The organism is Thermanaeromonas toyohensis ToBE (assembly GCF_900176005.1).
Classification (GTDB): Bacteria; Bacillota; DSM-521; order Neomoorellales; family Neomoorellaceae; genus Thermanaeromonas; species Thermanaeromonas toyohensis.
Genome location: NZ_LT838272.1, coordinates 1,271,141 through 1,289,736, shown reverse-complemented (window position 1 = coordinate 1,289,736; position 18,596 = coordinate 1,271,141). Strand labels below are relative to the sequence as shown.

The 18,596-nt window shown below is 48.9% G+C and carries 19 protein-coding genes; all 19 read right to left on the bottom strand.

The features are described from left to right. Positions 1-112 precede the first annotated feature (112 nt). Complete coding sequence (locus B9A14_RS06395) at positions 113-1,846, bottom strand: proline--tRNA ligase (protein ID WP_084664890.1); 1,734 nt, start codon at positions 1,844-1,846, stop codon at positions 113-115. Next, positions 1,836-2,924, bottom strand: a complete 1,089-nt coding sequence (gene ispG / locus B9A14_RS06390) for a flavodoxin-dependent (E)-4-hydroxy-3-methylbut-2-enyl-diphosphate synthase (RefSeq protein ID WP_084664888.1) — start codon at positions 2,922-2,924, stop codon at positions 1,836-1,838. The genes B9A14_RS06395 and ispG overlap by 11 nt, the downstream gene beginning before the upstream one ends. A gap of 72 nt (positions 2,925-2,996) precedes the next feature. Continuing rightward, positions 2,997-4,007, bottom strand: a complete 1,011-nt coding sequence (rseP, locus tag B9A14_RS06385) for an RIP metalloprotease RseP (RefSeq protein ID WP_084664886.1) — start codon at positions 4,005-4,007, stop codon at positions 2,997-2,999. An 18-nt stretch (positions 4,008-4,025) separates the two neighbouring features. Next, entirely contained in the window at positions 4,026-5,177 is a 1,152-nt protein-coding gene (locus B9A14_RS06380) for a 1-deoxy-D-xylulose-5-phosphate reductoisomerase (protein ID WP_084664884.1), read from the bottom strand. A 35-nt stretch (positions 5,178-5,212) separates the two neighbouring features. Beyond that, positions 5,213-6,301 carry a sporulation integral membrane protein YtvI gene (ytvI, locus tag B9A14_RS06375; protein WP_084664882.1) on the bottom strand — a complete coding sequence of 363 codons (1,089 nt, stop codon included), beginning with the start codon at positions 6,299-6,301 and terminating at the stop codon, positions 5,213-5,215. Positions 6,302-6,324: 23 nt separating this feature from the next. Next, positions 6,325-7,110 carry a phosphatidate cytidylyltransferase gene (locus B9A14_RS06370; protein ID WP_084664880.1) on the bottom strand — a complete coding sequence of 262 codons (786 nt, stop codon included), beginning with the start codon at positions 7,108-7,110 and terminating at the stop codon, positions 6,325-6,327. Beyond that, the gene (gene uppS / locus B9A14_RS06365) at positions 7,111-7,842 is read right to left on the bottom strand and encodes an undecaprenyl pyrophosphate synthase (protein ID WP_084667066.1); all 732 of its coding nucleotides are present in this window, start codon (positions 7,840-7,842) and stop codon (positions 7,111-7,113) included. 104 nt (positions 7,843-7,946) lie between these two features. Beyond that, entirely contained in the window at positions 7,947-8,117 is a 171-nt protein-coding gene (locus B9A14_RS06360) for a 4Fe-4S binding protein (protein WP_084664878.1), read from the bottom strand. After that, on the bottom strand, positions 8,098-8,343 hold the full coding sequence (locus B9A14_RS06355; RefSeq protein WP_084664876.1) for a hypothetical protein: 246 nt from the start codon (positions 8,341-8,343) through the stop codon (positions 8,098-8,100). Before B9A14_RS06355 ends, B9A14_RS06360 begins: the two co-directional genes overlap by 20 nt. A gap of 5 nt (positions 8,344-8,348) precedes the next feature. Beyond that, on the bottom strand, positions 8,349-8,906 hold the full coding sequence (gene frr / locus B9A14_RS06350; protein ID WP_084664874.1) for a ribosome recycling factor: 558 nt from the start codon (positions 8,904-8,906) through the stop codon (positions 8,349-8,351). Next, positions 8,900-9,628 carry a UMP kinase gene (gene pyrH, locus B9A14_RS06345; protein WP_084664872.1) on the bottom strand — a complete coding sequence of 243 codons (729 nt, stop codon included), beginning with the start codon at positions 9,626-9,628 and terminating at the stop codon, positions 8,900-8,902. The genes frr and pyrH overlap by 7 nt, the downstream gene beginning before the upstream one ends. A 101-nt stretch (positions 9,629-9,729) precedes the next feature. Continuing rightward, the gene (gene tsf, locus B9A14_RS06340; RefSeq protein ID WP_084664870.1) at positions 9,730-10,338 is read right to left on the bottom strand and encodes a translation elongation factor Ts; all 609 of its coding nucleotides are present in this window, start codon (positions 10,336-10,338) and stop codon (positions 9,730-9,732) included. Positions 10,339-10,353: 15 nt separating this feature from the next. Then, a complete protein-coding gene (rpsB, locus tag B9A14_RS06335) occupies positions 10,354-11,064 on the bottom strand; it encodes a 30S ribosomal protein S2 (RefSeq protein WP_084664868.1) in 711 nt (236 codons plus the stop codon). A gap of 233 nt (positions 11,065-11,297) precedes the next feature. Further along, on the bottom strand, positions 11,298-12,086 hold the full coding sequence (gene codY, locus B9A14_RS06325) for a GTP-sensing pleiotropic transcriptional regulator CodY (RefSeq protein WP_084664864.1): 789 nt from the start codon (positions 12,084-12,086) through the stop codon (positions 11,298-11,300). A 26-nt stretch (positions 12,087-12,112) separates the two neighbouring features. After that, a complete protein-coding gene (hslU, locus tag B9A14_RS06320) occupies positions 12,113-13,495 on the bottom strand; it encodes an ATP-dependent protease ATPase subunit HslU (protein WP_084664862.1) in 1,383 nt (460 codons plus the stop codon). Positions 13,496-13,528: 33 nt separating this feature from the next. Further along, a complete protein-coding gene (gene hslV / locus B9A14_RS06315; protein ID WP_084664860.1) occupies positions 13,529-14,068 on the bottom strand; it encodes an ATP-dependent protease subunit HslV in 540 nt (179 codons plus the stop codon). A 35-nt stretch (positions 14,069-14,103) separates the two neighbouring features. Then, positions 14,104-15,069: a site-specific tyrosine recombinase gene (locus tag B9A14_RS06310; RefSeq protein ID WP_172839057.1), complete on the bottom strand. Its 966-nt coding sequence runs from the start codon at positions 15,067-15,069 to the stop codon at positions 14,104-14,106. 107 nt (positions 15,070-15,176) lie between these two features. Beyond that, a complete protein-coding gene (trmFO, locus tag B9A14_RS06305; protein WP_084664858.1) occupies positions 15,177-16,493 on the bottom strand; it encodes an FADH(2)-oxidizing methylenetetrahydrofolate--tRNA-(uracil(54)-C(5))-methyltransferase TrmFO in 1,317 nt (438 codons plus the stop codon). A gap of 2 nt (positions 16,494-16,495) precedes the next feature. Then, positions 16,496-18,595 (bottom strand): type I DNA topoisomerase, encoded by a 2,100-nt coding sequence (gene topA, locus B9A14_RS06300; protein ID WP_084664856.1) that lies wholly within the window; start codon positions 18,593-18,595, stop codon positions 16,496-16,498. Position 18,596 lies beyond the last annotated feature (1 nt).

Genomic DNA, 18,596 nt, shown 5'->3' with positions numbered 1-18,596 from the left:
TTCCCCCTAAGGTATCCATGGAAAGCCTCTACATTCACCGGCGAGTTTTGTCTTTAGCCAACTGCTTCTATGCAAACAGCCCCTTAAGTTTCTTAATCTTTTATCAGAACTTTTAAGGACTAGGGCTATCCAGCTCCTGTAAGGCCCTTTGTATAGCTTCTTTTACCCGCCGTGCTAAACCTTCCCGGGGAACAGCTTGTTCTTCCTGGCTCCCCCTCCACTTCCAATCCACAGTACCCTGGGATAGGGTCTTGTTACCTAAGGTAAGGCGTAAGGGGTAACCTATAAGATCAGCCTCTACAAACTTGACACCCGCCCTTTCATCTCTATCATCTAAGACCGCTTCCACACCTTCAGCCTTAAGCTCCTCATAAAGTTTTTCGGCTTCTTCCCTGAGGAGGGGATCCTTAATGGAAACCGGTATTACTACCACCTGATAGGGGGCAATAGAAATAGGCCATATAATCCCCTTTTCGTCGTGATACTGCTCTACGGCTGCTGCCATAGTACGGCTTATTCCTATACCGTAGCACCCCATGACTATAGGACGTTCTCTACCTGTTTCATCTAGGTAGGTAGCTCCCAAAGCTTTGCTATACTTGGTTCCTAACTTAAAGATCTGGCCCACTTCAATACCGCGTGCCCCTTCCAAGGGTTGCCCGCACTGTGGACAAGGTTCCCCAGCCCCCACTTCCCGCAGGTCAACCACTTTAGCAGGAACAAAATCCCGCTCAGGGTTGACATTCACCCAGTGGTAATCATCCACGTTAGCCCCGGCTACCGCGTTCACTAGATAAGGGATCTCCAGATCAGCATAAATAGGAATATCATTTAAGCCCACTGGACCTACGTAACCCACGCTTACTCCGAGGGCCTCTTTAACCCTTTCAGGCTCGGCCAGCTTGAGCTTCCAACATCCTAGAGCATTTTGTAACTTAACTTCGTTCAGCTCTCGGTCACCCCGCACTAGGGCGGCTACCAGCTGGCCATCGGCTTCATAGAAAAGGGTTTTTATAAGCCGCTGCGGTATGACCCCGAGGTAAGCGCAGACATCCTCTACTGTACGCTTCCCTGGGGTGGCTACCTTTTTAAGGGGTAGCTCTTTTTCGGGAGTTTCTATAGGCTGGGGAATACTTTGGGCTATTTCCACATTGGCAGCATAATCGCAGGAAGGGCAAAAAACCACCCGGGCCTCCCCCGTTTCAGCCAACACCATAAATTCGTGGCTAAAGTTACCTCCAATGGCCCCAGTATCTGCCTCTACCGCCCGGAATTTCAATCCGCAGCGCCGGAAAACATTTGAGTAAGCTGTATACATCTTTCGATAGCTCTCCTCCAACCCTGCCTCATCACGGTCAAAGGAGTAGAGATCCTTCATGATGAACTCCCTGCCCCGGAGGAGACCAAAGCGAGGGCGCCGTTCATCCCTATATTTGTTTTGAATCTGGTAAAGAAGGAGGGGCAGCTGTTTATAGGAATTAACTTCGCTCCGGATCAAAGCTGTGATTATCTCCTCATGGGTGGGCCCTAAGCAAAAGGGACGCCCATGGCGATCTTTAAGCCGGAACATCTCCTCCCCATAAAGATCCCAACGTCCGCTCTCCTGCCAAACTTCCGCAGGTTGAAGGATAGGTAAAACCAGTTCCTGGGCTCCAGCACGATCCATCTCTTCCCGTACGATACCTTCAATTTTTTTCAGTACCCGCCAGCCCAGGGGAAGAAAAGTATAAATACCAGCAGCAGCTTTCCGTATAAACCCAGCACGTAGAAGTAACTGGTGGCTTATCACCTCGGCTTCCGCTGGTGTCTCCTTTAAAGTAGGGGCAAAAAGTTGGCTAGCGCGCATTTTCTCCCTCCCGTTCTCGTACAATTTTGTCTATCTCCTCCATAAGGGCATCAACAAGCTGGGATTCCGGGACTCGTCTTATGGGTTTCCCCTCCCGGAAGAGCAAACCCCATCCCCTTCCTCCAGCTATACCTACGTCGGCCTGGCTAGCCTCGCCCGGCCCATTTACTGCGCAGCCCATAACTGCCACTCTCAAGGGATAAGGCAAGCCTTTTATTTTCTTCTCTACTTCAGCAACCAGATTTTCCAGCTCTATCTGGCAGCGACCGCAGGTAGGGCAGGATATGAGCTCGATCCCCCGCTGGCGTAAACCTAAAGAACGGAGGATCTGGTAAGCCACTTCCACTTCCAATACAGGATCCCCTGTTAAAGAAACCCGTATGGTATCGCCTATACCTTGGCTAAGCAAAATACCTATACCTACAGCGGATTTAACAGCTCCTGCCAAAGGGGGCCCCGCTTCAGTTACTCCCAGATGGAAGGGATAATTCACCTTTTCCGCCAGCAACCGGTAGGCTTCTACCATCAAAAGAACATCTGAGGCCTTAAGGGAGACCTTAAGATCGTAGAAACCTTGGTCTTCCAAAAGGTGAATGGCCTCTAAGGCGCTTGTTACCATGGCTTCCGGCGTAATACCTCCATGAGCAGCTACTACCTTTTTATCCAGTGAACCAGCGTTAACCCCCACCCGGATGGGAACTTTTCGTTCAGATGCCTCCCGGGCCACAGCCTTTAAAGCTTGTGAACCCCCGATATTACCTGGGTTTATCCGCAGGCCATCGGCGCCAGCCTCTAATGCTTCCAAGGCCAGACGATAATCAAAATGAATATCTGCAATAAGCGGTAAGCGAATGCGTTCTTTTATTTTCTTTATAGCCCGGGCAGCTTCTCGATCCGGTACAGCTACCCGCACAATTTCGCAACCCGCTTCTTCCAGCCGTCGGATTTGGTTTACAGTAGCATTCACATCCCGGGTGTCGGTATTAGTCATGGATTGTACAACAATGGGAGCCCCACCACCAATGGGTACCTGACCTACATAGATACGCTTGGAAGCCCTCCGTTGGATGCTATTCATTTTTTAATTCCACCTCAAATTGCTAACCTAACCTCCCCCACACCTGAAAGGTCCGGCTTCTTCTCCTTTGACTTAGCCTAAGAGCCGTACCAAATCTTGATAAGTGATAAGCAAGAGCAAACCCATGAGCAAGGCAAAACCGATCAAATGAATAAAATTTTCCTTGGCCGGGTCAATGGGCCGCCCACGCAATCCTTCCCAAATTAAAAATGTTAATCGACTTCCATCCAAGGCCGGAATGGGCAGGAGGTTTATTAAGCCTAAGTCTAAACTTAAGACAGCGGTGAAGTTAAGCACATTAATCCACCCGAAAGAAGCGGCCTGGCTTACTAATTGTACGATCCCTACCGGTCCCACTATCTCTGGAGCTGTCTTACCAGTTATCATTTCTATCAAGCTCATTAGAATCATCCCTGTAACCGCCACAGCCTGGGAAAAACCGAGGCGAACAGATTTAAGAAGTCCTTGCCGTTCCCAAGAAGGCCCTATACCAATAAGCCCCACTCCAGAATGGGGATCCCTTTCACTTCGTACCACTACCTTAAGGCGTTCTCCCTGGCGTTCTATTTCTAAAGTTATATCCTGCTCCGGTCGTCGATAAATCTCCTGTACAATATCTGACCAGCTATTTACAGCCACTCCCTCTATGGCCACTATTTTATCTCCCGGCTTAATTCCAGCCAGGGCTGCTGGCCGCCCCGGTTCCACACGCCCTACTATATTCTTATCTACCGGAAGGCCTATAACCATAAATACAAAAATAAACAAAAAGATGGCTAGCAAAAAATTCATACCTGAGCCAGCAGCAATGACTGCCATGCGCGCAGTTACGGGTTGCCGGTTAAACCCACGGGGGTCATCAGCATCCTTCTCCTCCATACCAGCCATACGGTTAAAGCCTCCTAAAGGAAAGGCCCGTAAGGAGTACACTGTCTCCCCCCGCTTAACTCGGGCTATTACTGGCCCCATACCTAGAGCAAATTCTTCAACCCGTATACCAACCCTTTTGGCCACTAGAAAATGGCCTAACTCGTGGGCCAAAATAAGCAAGCTAAATACTAGTAAAGACCAGAGAATGCTCACCTTTAATCTACCCCTTCCCTAGCCTTCTATTAAAGCCCAGATCTGTCGACGGGCCCAGGCATCGGCCTCCCAAATATCCTCTAGGCTGGGGTCTTCTACCTTCTGGTGACGCCCCAAAACTTCTTCTATCAAATGAGGTATGGCTGGAAATTTTATTCTTCCTTGTAAGAATAGCTCCACGGCTACCTCATCTGCAGCATTGAGCACAGCCGGCAATGTCCCACCCTGGCGGCCAGCTTCCATGGCGATCCTCAAGCAGGGGAAGCGTTCTTCATCCGGCTTTTCAAAGGTGAGCCGGCCCAAGGCCGCTAGATCCAAATAGGGACCGTAGGGATTATCCCATCTTTCTGGCCAGGTCAGGGCGTACTGGATGGGTAACCGCATGTCTGGGTAGCTTAAATGGGCGAAGGAGCTACCATCCATATAGGTAACGATGGCATGGACGACGCTTTGCGGGTGGATCAACACCTCAATTTTCTCATAGTCCAAATCAAAAAGATGCTTAGCTTCGATAACTTCCAAGCCTTTATTCATAAGAGTCGCAGAATCTATGCTTATTTTAGGACCCATACGCCAGTTGGGATGGGCCAAAGCCATCTCTGGAGTAACCTTATCCATCTCTTCCCGGGGTAGCTCCCGGAAAGGGCCGCCAGAAGCGGTTATAATAACCTTCTTCACCCTGCCACCTCGGTTGAGGCACTGGAATATAGCTGAGTGTTCGCTATCCACAGGAAGGATCTGGATGCCATACTTTCGAGCCTTCTCCATGACCAACTTCCCAGCTACCACCAGAATCTCTTTGTTAGCCAGGGCTATATTTTTCCCCTCTTGGATGGCCGCTAGTACAGCCGGCAAGCTCTTAATACCCACCATGGCAGCAAGCACCAAATGAGCCTCGGGGAAAGTGGCTGCACTCAGAAGACCAGCTTCCCCAACAACCACCTTCACTCCCAACCCGCTTACCCTTTCTTTTAGCCTTTTCCCCTTCTCCTCATCCAGTACTGCCGCCAAACGGGGATGATAGCGCCGAATCTGCTCCTCCAGTAGGTCTATGTTTTGCCCCGCCGCTAGAGCTACTACCTGGAACTTATCTCTAAAACTGTCGATAACCGCCAAAGCTTGTCGACCTATACATCCTGTAGAACCTAAAATAACTATACCTTTACCCAACCTTTACCCATCCTTCCAACATGCATCCTTAACCTTTATCGTTTTCCTATACCTGCTGCTAAATATGCCTTAAAAACTACTACCGTTAAAGGCCCTATAATCAACCCGGCTATACCTAAAAGTTTAAGGCCAGCGTACAGGGCTATCAGGGCGGTTAAGGGGTGTAACCCCAAATTTACAGCCACCAGTTTGGGCTGTAAAAGTTGACGAAGTATAATAATAAAGCTATATAGAATCAAAAGCGCTATACCTAACCCGTATCTTCCCTGGATGAATTCCCAGATCGCCCAGGGGATATAAATGGTCCCCGGACCCACAATGGGTAAAATATCTGCTAGCCCGATCAAAAAAGCTAGGGTAAGAGCATAATCCACCCGCAATATAAGTAACCCAATGATTGTCTGGGTAATCTGTAAGCTTATTAGAAGGGTTTCCGCTCGTAGGACCCCGATAATAGCTCTACCTACAGAAGAGCCCACGGTCTCTATATTCTTGGCCCAGCTTAAAGGTAGAAACTGGCGTAAGGTAGCCATTATGGCTTCCTTGTCCCGGCTAAAGAAGAAAGTAGCTACTAAAGTTATAATAACTACTATAAAAAGTTCAGGCAAGGAACTTAAGAAAGCTATTAACCATTGGATTAAGGAAGTAAGTAAACCCTTAAGTCCCACCGTAGCAGTATTAAGGAGATTTTGAAGGGAACTTAGAATATCCGGCGGAAGAGCCCCTGAGAAGTAAAAGGCCTGGAGCCGATTGAAAATTTCCTGAAGTAAAGCTCCGAGCCCCCTAGCCTGGGCAGGCAGAGTACTCACCAAACCCTCAAGCTCTATAATAAGATTAGAAATAAGATAAAAAAGCCCAGTAGAAGTCAACCCTAAAAAAAAGAATATGGTGATTAACACCGCGGCTGTACGGTTAAGCTTTGCGTGCTCCTGGATAAAGTTCACTACCGGATCTATCAAGGCCGCTAGTAAAGCTGCCACAGCAAAGGGTAAAATAACAGGGAGTAAGCTATTGATAATTTTTACTATAGCTGGAATAATATAGTATAAAAGTAAAAAAACTACTAAACACGCTGTCAAAAGGACTAATAAGCCTTGAAAAGCCCGGGCCAACCGTTCGGGCATATTTATACCTCACCCCTTAAGCTTTAAGCCAACCATTTCCAAAAATAGTATACCACTGGTGCGACCAGGAACAAACTGTCGAAGCGATCTAAAATACCACCATGGCCTGGCAAAAGGTGGCTGCTATCTTTAACCTGGGCTAGGCGCTTCATTCCTGATTCTATCAGATCCCCCACCTGGGCCGCTAGGGTTATAAGAAAACTTAAGACCAGGGCCCGCCATCCTCCTAAGGAAAAAAGGTAAATACCTAATAAAACCCCGACCGCCACCGTAACTACCCCAGCTCCCCAGGCTCCTTCCCAAGTCTTACCAGGGCTTAAAACGGGGCATAACTTCCTAGAGCCCAGACCTCGACCAATAAAGTAGGCCGCCGTATCGCTAACCCAAGTAAGAAGGAAAGTATATAATAAAAGACCAAAGCTCCCTGACTGGCCAGCCCGCAGAAGGAAAAGATGAGCCAAGGAGCCGGGTATATAAAGACAACCCAAAAAGGTGGCTCCTATATCCGCCAGAGAATAACGGGGAAATCGGAGAAGGAACCCACCTAGAAAAACCCAAAGCAAAAGAAAAGGTAGATAAGTAGAGAACTCCCGTTGCCAGTAAACAGCTAGCAGTATACCTAGGGTTCCTAAGTATCCTATTAAAACCGGAGGTTTTAGCCCTAAACGCCTAAGTAAATGATGGTATTCCCTTAAGCCTAGAAAGGATATTATAGCCACTACCCCCAGCAACCATACGCTACCTAGGTAGGCTACTAACAATAGGATGGGTATACCACCCACTGCTACGAAAACCCTTGCCCAGAGCATCTACTTTAACCCCCCAAAACGCCTTTCCCTCCGGGCATAATCATGGAGGGCAACCAACAAATCCTCCCGGCGGAAATCCGGCCAAAGTATAGGAGTTACCCAAAGCTCGGTATAGGCCGATTGCCATAAGAGAAAATTGCTAAAACGCATTTCCCCAGCTGTACGGATAAGGAGATCAGGATCCGGGAGCCCAGCGGTGTAAAGGTACCGACTTAAAACCTCTTCATCAATTTGTTCAAGCTTGAGTTTCCCCTGGAGTATATCCTGGGCCACTGCGCAGCAAGCATCTACCAGTTCTGCCCGCCCTCCATAGTTCAACGCTAAATTAAGGAGAAGCCTTTGGTTCCCCGCCGTTAGTTCCCTAGCTCGCGCGAGCTCCTGTTGGGCCTCTATAGGTAGTTCATGCAACCGGCCGATGGCACCTATCCTTACCCCTTGCTGGTTGAGCTCTTTAACCTCTTTCCGGAGGTACTCCACCAGCAACTCCATTAAAGTGTCCACTTCTTCCCGGGGTCTTTTCCAATTCTCCGTGGAAAAAGCATATACTGTCAAGATCTCAATACCCCATTCCAAGCAGGCTTTGACTGTCTCTCGCAGGGCCTCTACCCCTGCCCGGTGGCCAGCTACTCTGGGTAAGCCCCGGCGTAGGGCCCAACGACCGTTACCGTCCATTATAATGGCTAGGTGCCGGGGTAGGCGGTCTCGTGGGGGTAGTTTCCATCTCTGCGTCATACGACGCTTATGTAGCCAGGGAAAGAAAGCTTCTGGCAAACTTCTATACCCTCCTACCAAAAGATACACAAAACAAACCCCCTCCAGAGGAGGGGGTAGCGCCATCACTCTGCTACGATGGCTTCATTAGGACAAGCTTCTCGACAAGTACCGCAATCAGTACATAACTCGGGATCGATTACATAAATGTTATCTCCCTCGGAAATCGCGCCATTGGGGCATTCGTCGGCACACACCCCACACGCTAAACATTCCTCAGTAATCCGATGGGGCATGGGCTCCTGCACCTCCTTTCCCTGGTGGCCACAAATTTATAACAGGAGCCACGACCAGCTCTACCTGGCCAGCTCCCACCACCCGCACCCTCACGACCCTTGTCGTGATCCCTTGGCCGGTTAAAGCACCGCCACCGGTTACGCAAGTAGCTACCACCTGGTAGCCAGCCCGGTTAAGGAGGTGGCAGGCCTCTTCCGGGGGTAAGCCCAAGCAATCTGTAAACAACTCCCTTAAACCTCCATAATTTCAGCTTCCTTAGTGGCCAAAGCCTTATCGATGGCCTGGATATAGGTATCGGTCAACTTCTGGACCTTATCCTGGGCCCTCCGTGCTTCATCTTCCGAAATTTCGCCGCCTTTTTCTTTAGCCTTTAGCTTCTCATTAGCCTCCCGGCGGATGTTCCGTACAACTACGCGAAATTCCTCGGCCTTTTTCCGAACTAGCTTCACCAGTTCGGCCCTCCGTTCTTCCGTTAATTGGGGGAGCACAATACGGATTACGGTACCGTCGCTGGTAGGAGTAAGGCCTAGATCTGATTTAAGGATGGCTTTTTCGATTTCCCCCACTATAGAGCGATCCCAGGGCTGAACAACGAGTAACCGGGGTTCAGGGGCCGAAATGGTAGCTAGTTGATTTACCGGGGTAGGAGTCCCATAATAATTAACCTGAACCTTCTCTAATAGGGCAGGAGTAGCCCTTCCTGCCCTAATAGTGGCTAACTCTCTACGCAAGTTTTCTACGGCTTTCTGCATCTTATTTTCTGTTTCCTTAAGTATCTCCTCTAACATCCCCTTTTACCCCCTACATAGGTACCGATTTCTTCACCCATGACCGCCTTCAATATATTACCCTTCTCTTTGATTCCAAAAACAATAAGGGGAATGTTATTATCCATACAGAGGGAAGTAGCAGTGGAATCCATAACTCCTAAATTGCTATTTAGAACATCTAGATAATCCAGCCCTTTGTAGCGTTTAGCCTGAGGATTCTGTTCAGGATCTGCATCATATACCCCATCCACTCGCTTAGCCATAAGTATTACTTCCGCTTCAATCTCCGCAGCCCGCAGAGCGGCAGTAGTATCCGTAGAAAAGTAAGGATTTCCTGTACCTCCGGCAAAAATCACTACGCGACCTTTTTCTAAATGCCTGATGGCCCTCCGCCGGATATAAGGTTCTGCTATCTGACGCATCTCAATGGCAGATTGTACCCTCGTGTCAACCCCTAAACGTTCTAAAGCATCCTGGAGGGCGAGGGAATTAATTACTGTAGCCAACATCCCCATATAATCCGCCGTCGCCCTATCCATCCCTTGGGCGCTTCCTTTGACCCCCCGCCAGATGTTGCCACCCCCTACCACTACGGCCACATCGACTCCAAGATCCCGTACCTCTTTAATCTGTTCAGCAATGGAATTTATAACATCAGGGTCGATGCCGAAGCCTTGATTCCCAGCCAAGGCCTCACCGCTTAACTTTAAAACCACCCTCTTATACTTGGGTTTCTGCATAGCGCAGTACCCCCGTAATTCCTCATAATGTTTCTACAAACTTGTTAAAATTCCTTTCGTATTTTAGAAAAAAAGAGCACCTCTGTGCTCTTCCCTGAAGTTTACTGGCTAATAGTGTTAGCCTCACCCACTTCAAAGCGGGCAAACCGCCGGACCTCAATGTTTTCTCCTAATTTGGCTATCTTTTCAGCAATAAGATCTTTGACCTTACGCTCAGGATCCTTTATATAAGGCTGTTCTAATAAGCAATTCTCTTGGAAAAACTTTTCCAAACGACCCGATACAATCTTTTCCACGACCTTCTCCGGCTTACCCTCGTTCAGGGCCTGGGCACGAAGGATGCTCTTCTCCCTTTCAATTACTTCTTCTGGAACATCTTCCCTCTTTACATACTCCGGCCGAGCAGCAGCCACCTGCATAGCCAGGTTGTGAACCAAATCTTTAAATTCCTCTGTCCTGGCTACAAAGTCCGTTTCGCAATTCACCTCGATAAGGACTCCTATCCGGCCACCACCATGGATATAGGCGTGTACCAAGCCTTCCTTGGCTACCCGCCCTGCCTTCTTAGCGGCTGCCGCTAGGCCCTTCATACGTAAGATTTCAATGGCTTTTTCTATATCGCCCCCCGTTTCCTCTAGGGCTCGCTTACAATCCATCATCCCAGCCCCAGTACGGTTGCGCAGCTCTTTTACAGCTTCAGCCGAAATCATCCTAAGTTTCCCCCTTTACTCACCCACAGCTTCGGGCTGATCTTCACCCTGCAGTCCCTCTAAAACTGCATCAGCAATTTTACTAGTTATCAATTTAACCGCCCTGATGGCATCATCATTACCTGGAATTACGTAATCTATTTCATCAGGATCGCAATTGGTATCTACAATGGCTACAATGGGGATACCTAAACGGCGGGCTTCCGCGACTGCAATGCGCTCCTTGCGCGGGTCTACCACGAAAAGGGCCTCCGGCAGCTGCTTCATGTTTTTAATGCCGCCTAGGAAGCGCTCAAGCTTCTCCTTTTCTTTTTTTAAAGCCATAACTTCTTTTTTGGGAAGGAGCTCTAGCGTACCTTCTTCTTCCATCCGTTCCAGCTCTTTTAGGCGTTCAATGCGCCGGCGGATAGTCTGAAAATTGGTAAGGGTCCCGCCCAGCCAACGTACATTAACATAAAACATACCACAGCGCTCGGCTTCCTCTTTGACTGTGTCTTGGGCCTGTTTCTTTGTGCCTACAAAGAGGATCTTGCCACCCTCTTTAGCTACATCCCGGACAAAGTTATAAGCCTCCTCCAGCTTCTTAACTGTACGTTGCAGGTCAATAATATAAATACCATTACGCTCGGTAAAAATATAAGGGGCCATCTTGGGATTCCAGCGCCGGGTCTGATGCCCGAAATGAACCCCCGCTTCTAATAACTGCTTCATAGATACAACAGACACCAAAAATACCTCCTTTGTGGTTTTATGCCTCCGCTCCCTCATCCTCACAGGAGACCTTTAAAAAGGCACCGTCCTGCGCGTCAGGCCGCGTGTGGAATAGCACACCAGCGGTAGTATAGCATAAAGTTAACTCTACCGCAAGCCGAAGGGAAAGTCTGTCCGTGTCAAAATCTTGTACCTCAAAAAATAAATTTAAGGCCAGGGGCAATCTGTTTTTCCCTGGCCTTAAAAATTTAGGCCCTACTCCGGAGCTTCTGCAGCTCTTCGAGGAGGTTGTCATTTAACACTCGGATATAGGTCCCTTTCATACCTAGGGACTTAGATTCTATGACACCGGCGCTTTCAAACTTCCGTAAGGCGTTGACGATCACCGAACGGGTGATGCCCGCCCGGTCGGCTATTTTACTGGCTACCAATATCCCCTCATCACCGTCGAGCTCAGCAAAGATGTGCTCCACGGCTTCTAGTTCTGAGTAAGACAAGGTAGCCAGAGCTACCTGCACCGCCGCCCGCTTACGCGCTTCCTCTTCAATTTTCTCAGATTTGGACCGCAGGATCTCCATGCCCACTACCGTGGCCCCATATTCTGCCAGGATCAAGTCTTCATCCGTAAAACGGATATTGAACTTAGACAGCACCAAGGAACCAAGGCGCTGACCGCCGCTCACTATGGGTACCACAGTGGTTAACTTATTGCTGAATACACACCTTTTCTCTGGATCGAACACACAGGCATTCCCTACCTGACAGAAATTGGCTTGAGTTTCGTCGATACGGAGGAGCTGCTCATTATATTTCTCCGGGAAGCGTTCTGACTGAAAAACGATCTCCTCCATGATCTCACAAGTGAAACCCTCTACAAAAGCATACCCTAGGACTCGTCCATGGCGGCCCACTATATAGGTATTAGCCCCCAGGACATCCCGGAGTACACCAGCCATTTCTTGAAAATCTACGGGATTGCCTGCTGTCCTCTGGAGAAGGCGGTTTATAGTACGGGTTTTTTCTAGCAAAGTCTGCAAGGTATTTTCCTCCTTTCTCAAGGTTTTTATAAAATATAGGCCCGAAGATCAGCCTTTTGCAGAATATCTCCGAGCTTCTCCCGCACGTAATTGCGGTCGATTACCACACGGCTGTCCACAAGCTCAGGAGCTAAAAATAAGAGATCCTGCAGCACTTTTTCCATAATAGTATGGAGACGGCGAGCGCCGATGTCTTCTCCCTGAGTATTTACAGTATAAGCAATATCGGCAATTTCCGCAATAGCATCTCCTGTAAATTCCACTTCTAAACCTTCCGTAGCGAGTAAAGCTTTATATTGACGAAGCAAAGAATTTTGGGGCTCCGTCAAGATCCTTTGAAAATCTTCCCGAGTGAGGCTTTTAAGCTCCACCCTTATGGGGAACCGGCCCTGAAGCTCGGGAATCAAATCTGATGGCTTGGCTATATGGAAGGCACCTGCTGCGATAAACAATATATGATCAGTTTTCACTGGCCCGTATTTGGTCTGTACAGTGGTGCCTTCTACTATGGGCAGTATATCCCTCTGTACTCCCTCTCGGGAAACATCTGGTCCTACTCCCCCATTTCTTGCCGCAATTTTATCGATTTCGTCGATAAATATGATACCATTTTGTTCTACCCTTTGTACAGCTTCTCTAGCCACCTCATCCATATCTATTAATTTGTCAGCTTCTTCCTGGGCCAAGATCTTCCGTGCTTCAGCTACAGTTACCCGCCTCTTACGTTTACGCCGCGGAAATATATGGCTTAGCATATCCTGGAGGTTAAGACCTAATTCCTCTAAACCTAAGGTACCGAACATCACCCCTGGCATAGTGCTTTCCTCTACCTCAATTTCCACCATCATATCTTCCAGCTCTTTCCTTCTTAACTTTTCCCAAAATATGGCTCGTTTATCCCCGTTGTCATCTTCATATTCTGTAGCCCCTTCCCCTTCCATAAGTCCGCTCCAAAGGGCTTCCCAGGGGTTACGGGCTTCCCTCTTCCGTCTAGACCGTGGTACGATGAGATCGAGTAATCTCTTTTCGGCTAACTTATAAGCCTCTTTTTCCACCTCTGCTCGCTTTTCCGCCTTCACCATTCTGACCGCATTCTCCACTAGCTCCCGCACCATGGACTCTACATCCCGTCCTACATAACCCACTTCGGTGAAACGTGTAGCTTCCACCTTGAGGAAAGGAGCACCCACCAACCGTGCTAAACGTCGGGCTATCTCGGTTTTGCCTACCCCCGTAGGCCCGATCATGAGGATATTTTTGGGTAAGACCTCGTCCCTAAGCTCCGGAGGAAGCTTCTGTCTCCGGTACCTATTGCGCAGGGCTATAGCTACGCATTTCTTAGCTTCTTCCTGGCCTACTATATATTTATCCAGTTCCTGGACAATCTGGCGCGGTGTAAGGAGTTCCACTGGCCAACCCCCTTCTATGCCGGGCTTGCTATTTTATAGCTCTTCGATAACAATATTTTCATTGGTATAGATACAGATAGAAGCTGCTATTTTTAGAGCTTCCCTGGCAATGTCCGCTGCGCCTAGGTTTGTATGTTTTATCAAGGCTCGAGCTGCAGCCAGGGCATAAGGACCTCCTGAACCTATAGCTACTACACCATCATCCGGCTCTATAATCTCCCCACTACCAGAGATAAGAAGTAACCTTTCCCGGTCCGCTACCACTAATAAGGCCTCCAAACGTCTAAGCAACCGATCTGTACGCCACTCTTTCCCTAGCTCTACAGCAGCACGTTGGAGGTTCCCTTTGTATTCCTCTAACTTGGCTTCAAATTTTTCAAAAAGGGTAAAGGCGTCAGCTACGCTACCTGCAAACCCGGCAAGGACTTGCCCTTGATAGAGGCGGCGGACTTTACGCGCCTGGTGTTTAAGCACTGTATTACCCAAGGTAACCTGTCCGTCACTTGCTATGGCTACTTTATCGCCTCTTTTCACAGCAATGACAGTGGTACTATACACTTTTTTAGCCTGCATATTCATACCTCTTCCTTAGGGGCTCTATCGAGGCTCTATTCCTGCTCAATATATAGCCTTGTTTCCCCTGTTTCTTTTCTGGTAACCTCCCGTGCCCTAGGATGTGCCTTTTGGTATATTTGGCGTAAGTGCTCTGGGGTAACATGAGTATACACTTGAGTGCTACTTAAACGGGCATGACCCAGCAATTCCTGCACAACACGCAAGTCAGCTCCCCTCTCCAACATATGGGTAGCAAAACAATGCCTTAAGGTATGGGGTGAAACATCTGCGGTTACTGCCATCCTTTTAACGTAATAGTCCAGGCGTTCCCGGACTCCACGACTGGTCAACCGGCGCCCCCGGTGGTTTAAGAAAAGCGCCTTTTCCTTTTGGTTTCCTCTAGCGGCTAATACCGGCCTCCCCCGCGCCAAATAATCTTTAAGGGCTGCTATGGCTATCTTTCCGAGGGGTGCTAAGCGTTCACGTTGCCCTTTACCCTTTACCCTTATCTCCCCCCGTATTAAATCTACGTCCTCTAGATTAAGGCTTACTAGCTCTCCTACCCTCAGCCCCGAAGCATAAAGGGTTTCCCACAAAGCCCGATCCCTTAATCCCAAGGGGGTGGGAGGGGGGGCCTCGAGGATCTTTACTATTTCATTATAGGGAAGATACTTGGGCAACCTTTTTTCTTGTCGGGGAGACCGTACAAGCTCTACTGGATTAATCTCTACCCGGCCTTCGCGCAAAAGATAACGATAAAATACCCGCAAGGCCACTAGCTTTCGGGCTATGCTACTCTTCTTTTCCTGCAATACATTAAGCCAGCCCAAGAAACGCCGTATCAAGGTGCGATCTACTTCTTCTGGTCGTGTACCGGGTCCTAAGATACTTTGTACATAAACCGCAAACTGCTTCAAATCTGTTAGGTAAGCTATAAGTGTCCTAGGGGCCACGTTCTTTTCTGCTATTAGATAGGAAGCAAAATCCTCCAGCGCTCGTTGAAACTCACGGCCGATCAAACGCTAGCCCCCTTTATTAAATATCCCAGTAAAAAGCCCCGGCTTAACTTGAAGCCGAGAGCCCTGCCAGCCTTTATATATTATCAAATTGTCGAAGAAAGGGCAAGTCAATTGAGTGAAAATTCATCGAGAACTTGTTCCCAAATGGACAAGGACCTTTGGGATAATAGGAGGTTACGTTGGCGGCGGGAACGTACACGCCGTTCGAGGGGGGGTAACAGCCCAAAATTGATATTCATAGGTTGGAAATTTTGGGGATGGGCTTCAGTAATGTAATGGGCCAAGGCCCCGTGAGCAGTCTCACGGGGAAGTACAAGGGGTTTTAGTCCTTTGAGGAGACGAGCAGCATTAAGGCCGGCCAATAAGCCCATAGCAGCAGATTCTATATAACCCTCTACACCGGTGATCTGCCCGGCCAAAAAAATTTCTGGCCGTTCTTTTAGCTGGAGGGTAGGCAGCAGCAAGCGAGGTGAATTGATATATGTATTACGGTGCATAACTCCATAGCGTACAAACTCTGCGTTCCGCAGGGCAGGAATGAGGCGAAAAACCCGATCCTGCTCACCCCATTTTAAGCTCGTTTGAAACCCCACCAAGTTATACAAGGTTCCCTCTCGGTTATCCTGGCGCAATTGTACTACGGCAAATGGCTGTTTGCCCGTGGCCGGATCAACTAAACCCGTAGGTTTCATAGGGCCATACCTTAAGGTATCCGGTCCCCTTCTGGCCATTTCTTCTATCGGCATGCAGCCTTCAAAGTATATCTCCTTTTCGAAGGGATGGGGCAGGTGACGCTCGGCATTTACTAGTGCCTGGTAAAAGGTGTAATATTCCTCCTCTGTCAGGGGGCAGTTTAAATAGTCTTCTTCCCCCTTACCATAACGACTACCTCGAAAGAGCTTCGACCAATCCAGGGATTCCGCTGTAACAATGGGGGCTGCCGCATCATAAAAATAAAGATATTCTTCTCCCGTCAACTCCCTAAGGGCCTCAGTTAAGGCAGGCGACGTCAAAGGGCCGGAAGCGATAATCACAACCCCTTCTGAAGGTATTTCTTTTGCTTCTTGCCGTACCAGGGTAATGAAGGGGTGGGCTTCTATCCTAGAGGTCACTTCCTGGCTAAAAGCAACTCTATCCACGGCCAAGGCCTTTCCTGCCGGGACTCGGTGCTTTTCAGCCACTTCCATAAGTAGCGAACCTGCTCTACGCATTTCCTCTTTGAGGAGCCCGGCGGCATTCTCTAACTCATTGGAACGTAAAGAATTGGAACAGACCAGTTCAGCCAAATAACCGGTCCGGTGGGCCGGGGTAGTCTGGTAAGGTCGCATCTCCCAAAGCTCCACCTTTATACCCCTCTGGGCTGCCTGCCAAGCGGCTTCGCTTCCGGCTAAACCTCCACCAATTACGATTAACTTCTCTTTCATCTTCAGGCTTCTCCCTGCCTCCTTACTTCTTCCTGATACCCGCAATCTTTACTCGGACAGACCAAACGCAGCGAGCGCCGGCCGCCCTTTTCCACTAGGCGGCTGCCACATTCCGGGCAAAAGGACTGGGCGGGTTTATCCCAGGAAAAATAATCACACTCGGGATAATTCTTACAGGTATAGAACTTGCGACCTCGTTTGCTTTTCCTTTCCACAATCTCTTGGCCACAACGGGGGCATTCCACTCCTATACCAGTAAGAAGGGGTTTCGTAAAACGGCACTCTGGAAAACCAGGGCAGGCCAAAAACTTGCCGTAACGCCCCTGTCTCACCACCAAATTCCGGCCACACGCTTCACATTTTTCTTCCGTAATCTCTTCCGGAAGCTTAAGTATACCGATTTTGGCCTCAGCCTGCTCTAGAACCTTGCTGAAGGGGATATAGAATTCTTCTACTACTTTTCGCCAAGAAAGCTTTCCGGCTTCCACTTCATCCAGTTTAGCCTCCATGTGGGCGGTAAATTCCACATCGATAATATCGGGAAAGTATTCCTTAAGCAAATCTACCACGATACAACCTAGTTCGGTGGGAACAAGATGCTTCTGTTCCCGTACCACATACCCCCGGCTTAAGATAGTTTCAATGGTGGGAGCGTAAGTGCTAGGTCGACCTATCCCTAATTCTTCCATGGTTTTGACTAGGGTAGCCTCGGTATACCGCGGTGGGGGCTGGGTAAAATGCTGCTTGGGTTCTAAGGATACAAGGGTTAATATTTGACCTTCAGAAACCTCGGGAAGTAATTCTTCCTTTTCCCAGTCTTCCTGTTCCCTCTCCCCCTTAAAAACTTTAAGAAAGCCAGGGAATTTAATTACCGAGCCTGAAGCCCTAAAAAGGTATTCGCCAGCAGCGATATCCACAATAACAGTATCCAAAAGGGCGGCCTCCATCTGACTAGCCAGGAATCGTTCCCAAATCAAAGAGTACAGGCGATACTGGTCCCGGGTCAGAGCCTCTTTAATAGCCTCGGGCTCCCGCCAAACTGAGGTGGGCCTTATAGCCTCATGGGCATCCTGCACATGCTCTTTACGTTCACCCTGCCGGCGTACCCTGGCAGGAACATAAAGGGGGCCAAAATGCTTAAGAAGGTATTCCCGGGCTTCCTGCTGGGCCACCTGGGCTATCCGGGTGGAATCCGTGCGGATATAGGTCACCAATCCCACCCGGCCTAGATCCGGCCCCAGGTCGATACCCTCATAAAGCTCCTGGGCAACCTGCATAGTACGCCGGGTGGTAAAGTTCAAGCGTCGATAAGCTTCTTGTTGCAGAGTGCTGGTAGTAAAGGGATCCGGAGGATTCTTACGCCGCTCCCTTTTTTTAACTTCTACGACCTGGAAAGAAACCCCAGCCAGGGCGGCCAGGATCTCGTCCATGTCCTCTTTGTTTTTAACGTTGATAGTTTCTCCCTGAAACTTGTGTAGTTTGGCTGCAAAAGTAGTTCCTTCTTCCCCCGTCTTAAGCCAAGCTGTTAAGGTCCAATATTCCTCCGGCTTAAAATTAGCGATCTCTCTCTCGCGATCTACAATTAGCCGCACAGCCACCGATTGCACTCTACCAGCACTTAAACCCTTTTTTATCTTGCGCCAGAGCAGGGGGCTTAGTTTATAGCCTACTAAGCGGTCTAAAACCCTACGGGCCTGCTGGGCAGCCACTCGGTCCATGTCGATGGGACGTGGATTTTTGATGGCCTCCAGCACAGCCTGTCGGGTTATCTCGTTAAATTCTATACGACATCTCCCATCGGGTAACCCCAAAAGGTGCTGTAAGTGCCAGGCTATAGCTTCTCCCTCACGGTCAGGGTCGGGGGCTAGAAGGACCCGCTCTGTTTTTTGAGCCGCCTCGCGCAACTCTTTAACTATTTCTCCCTTACCACGGATGGTAATGTAATAGGGCTCGAAGCCATGTTCAATATCTACCCCGAACTGGCTTTTAGGTAGATCCCTGACGTGTCCCATAGAGGATTTAACCAAGTAGTCACGGCCCAAAAATTTGCTAATGGTTTTGGCCTTGGCCGGAGATTCTACTATAACCAACGTCTTGGCCAAC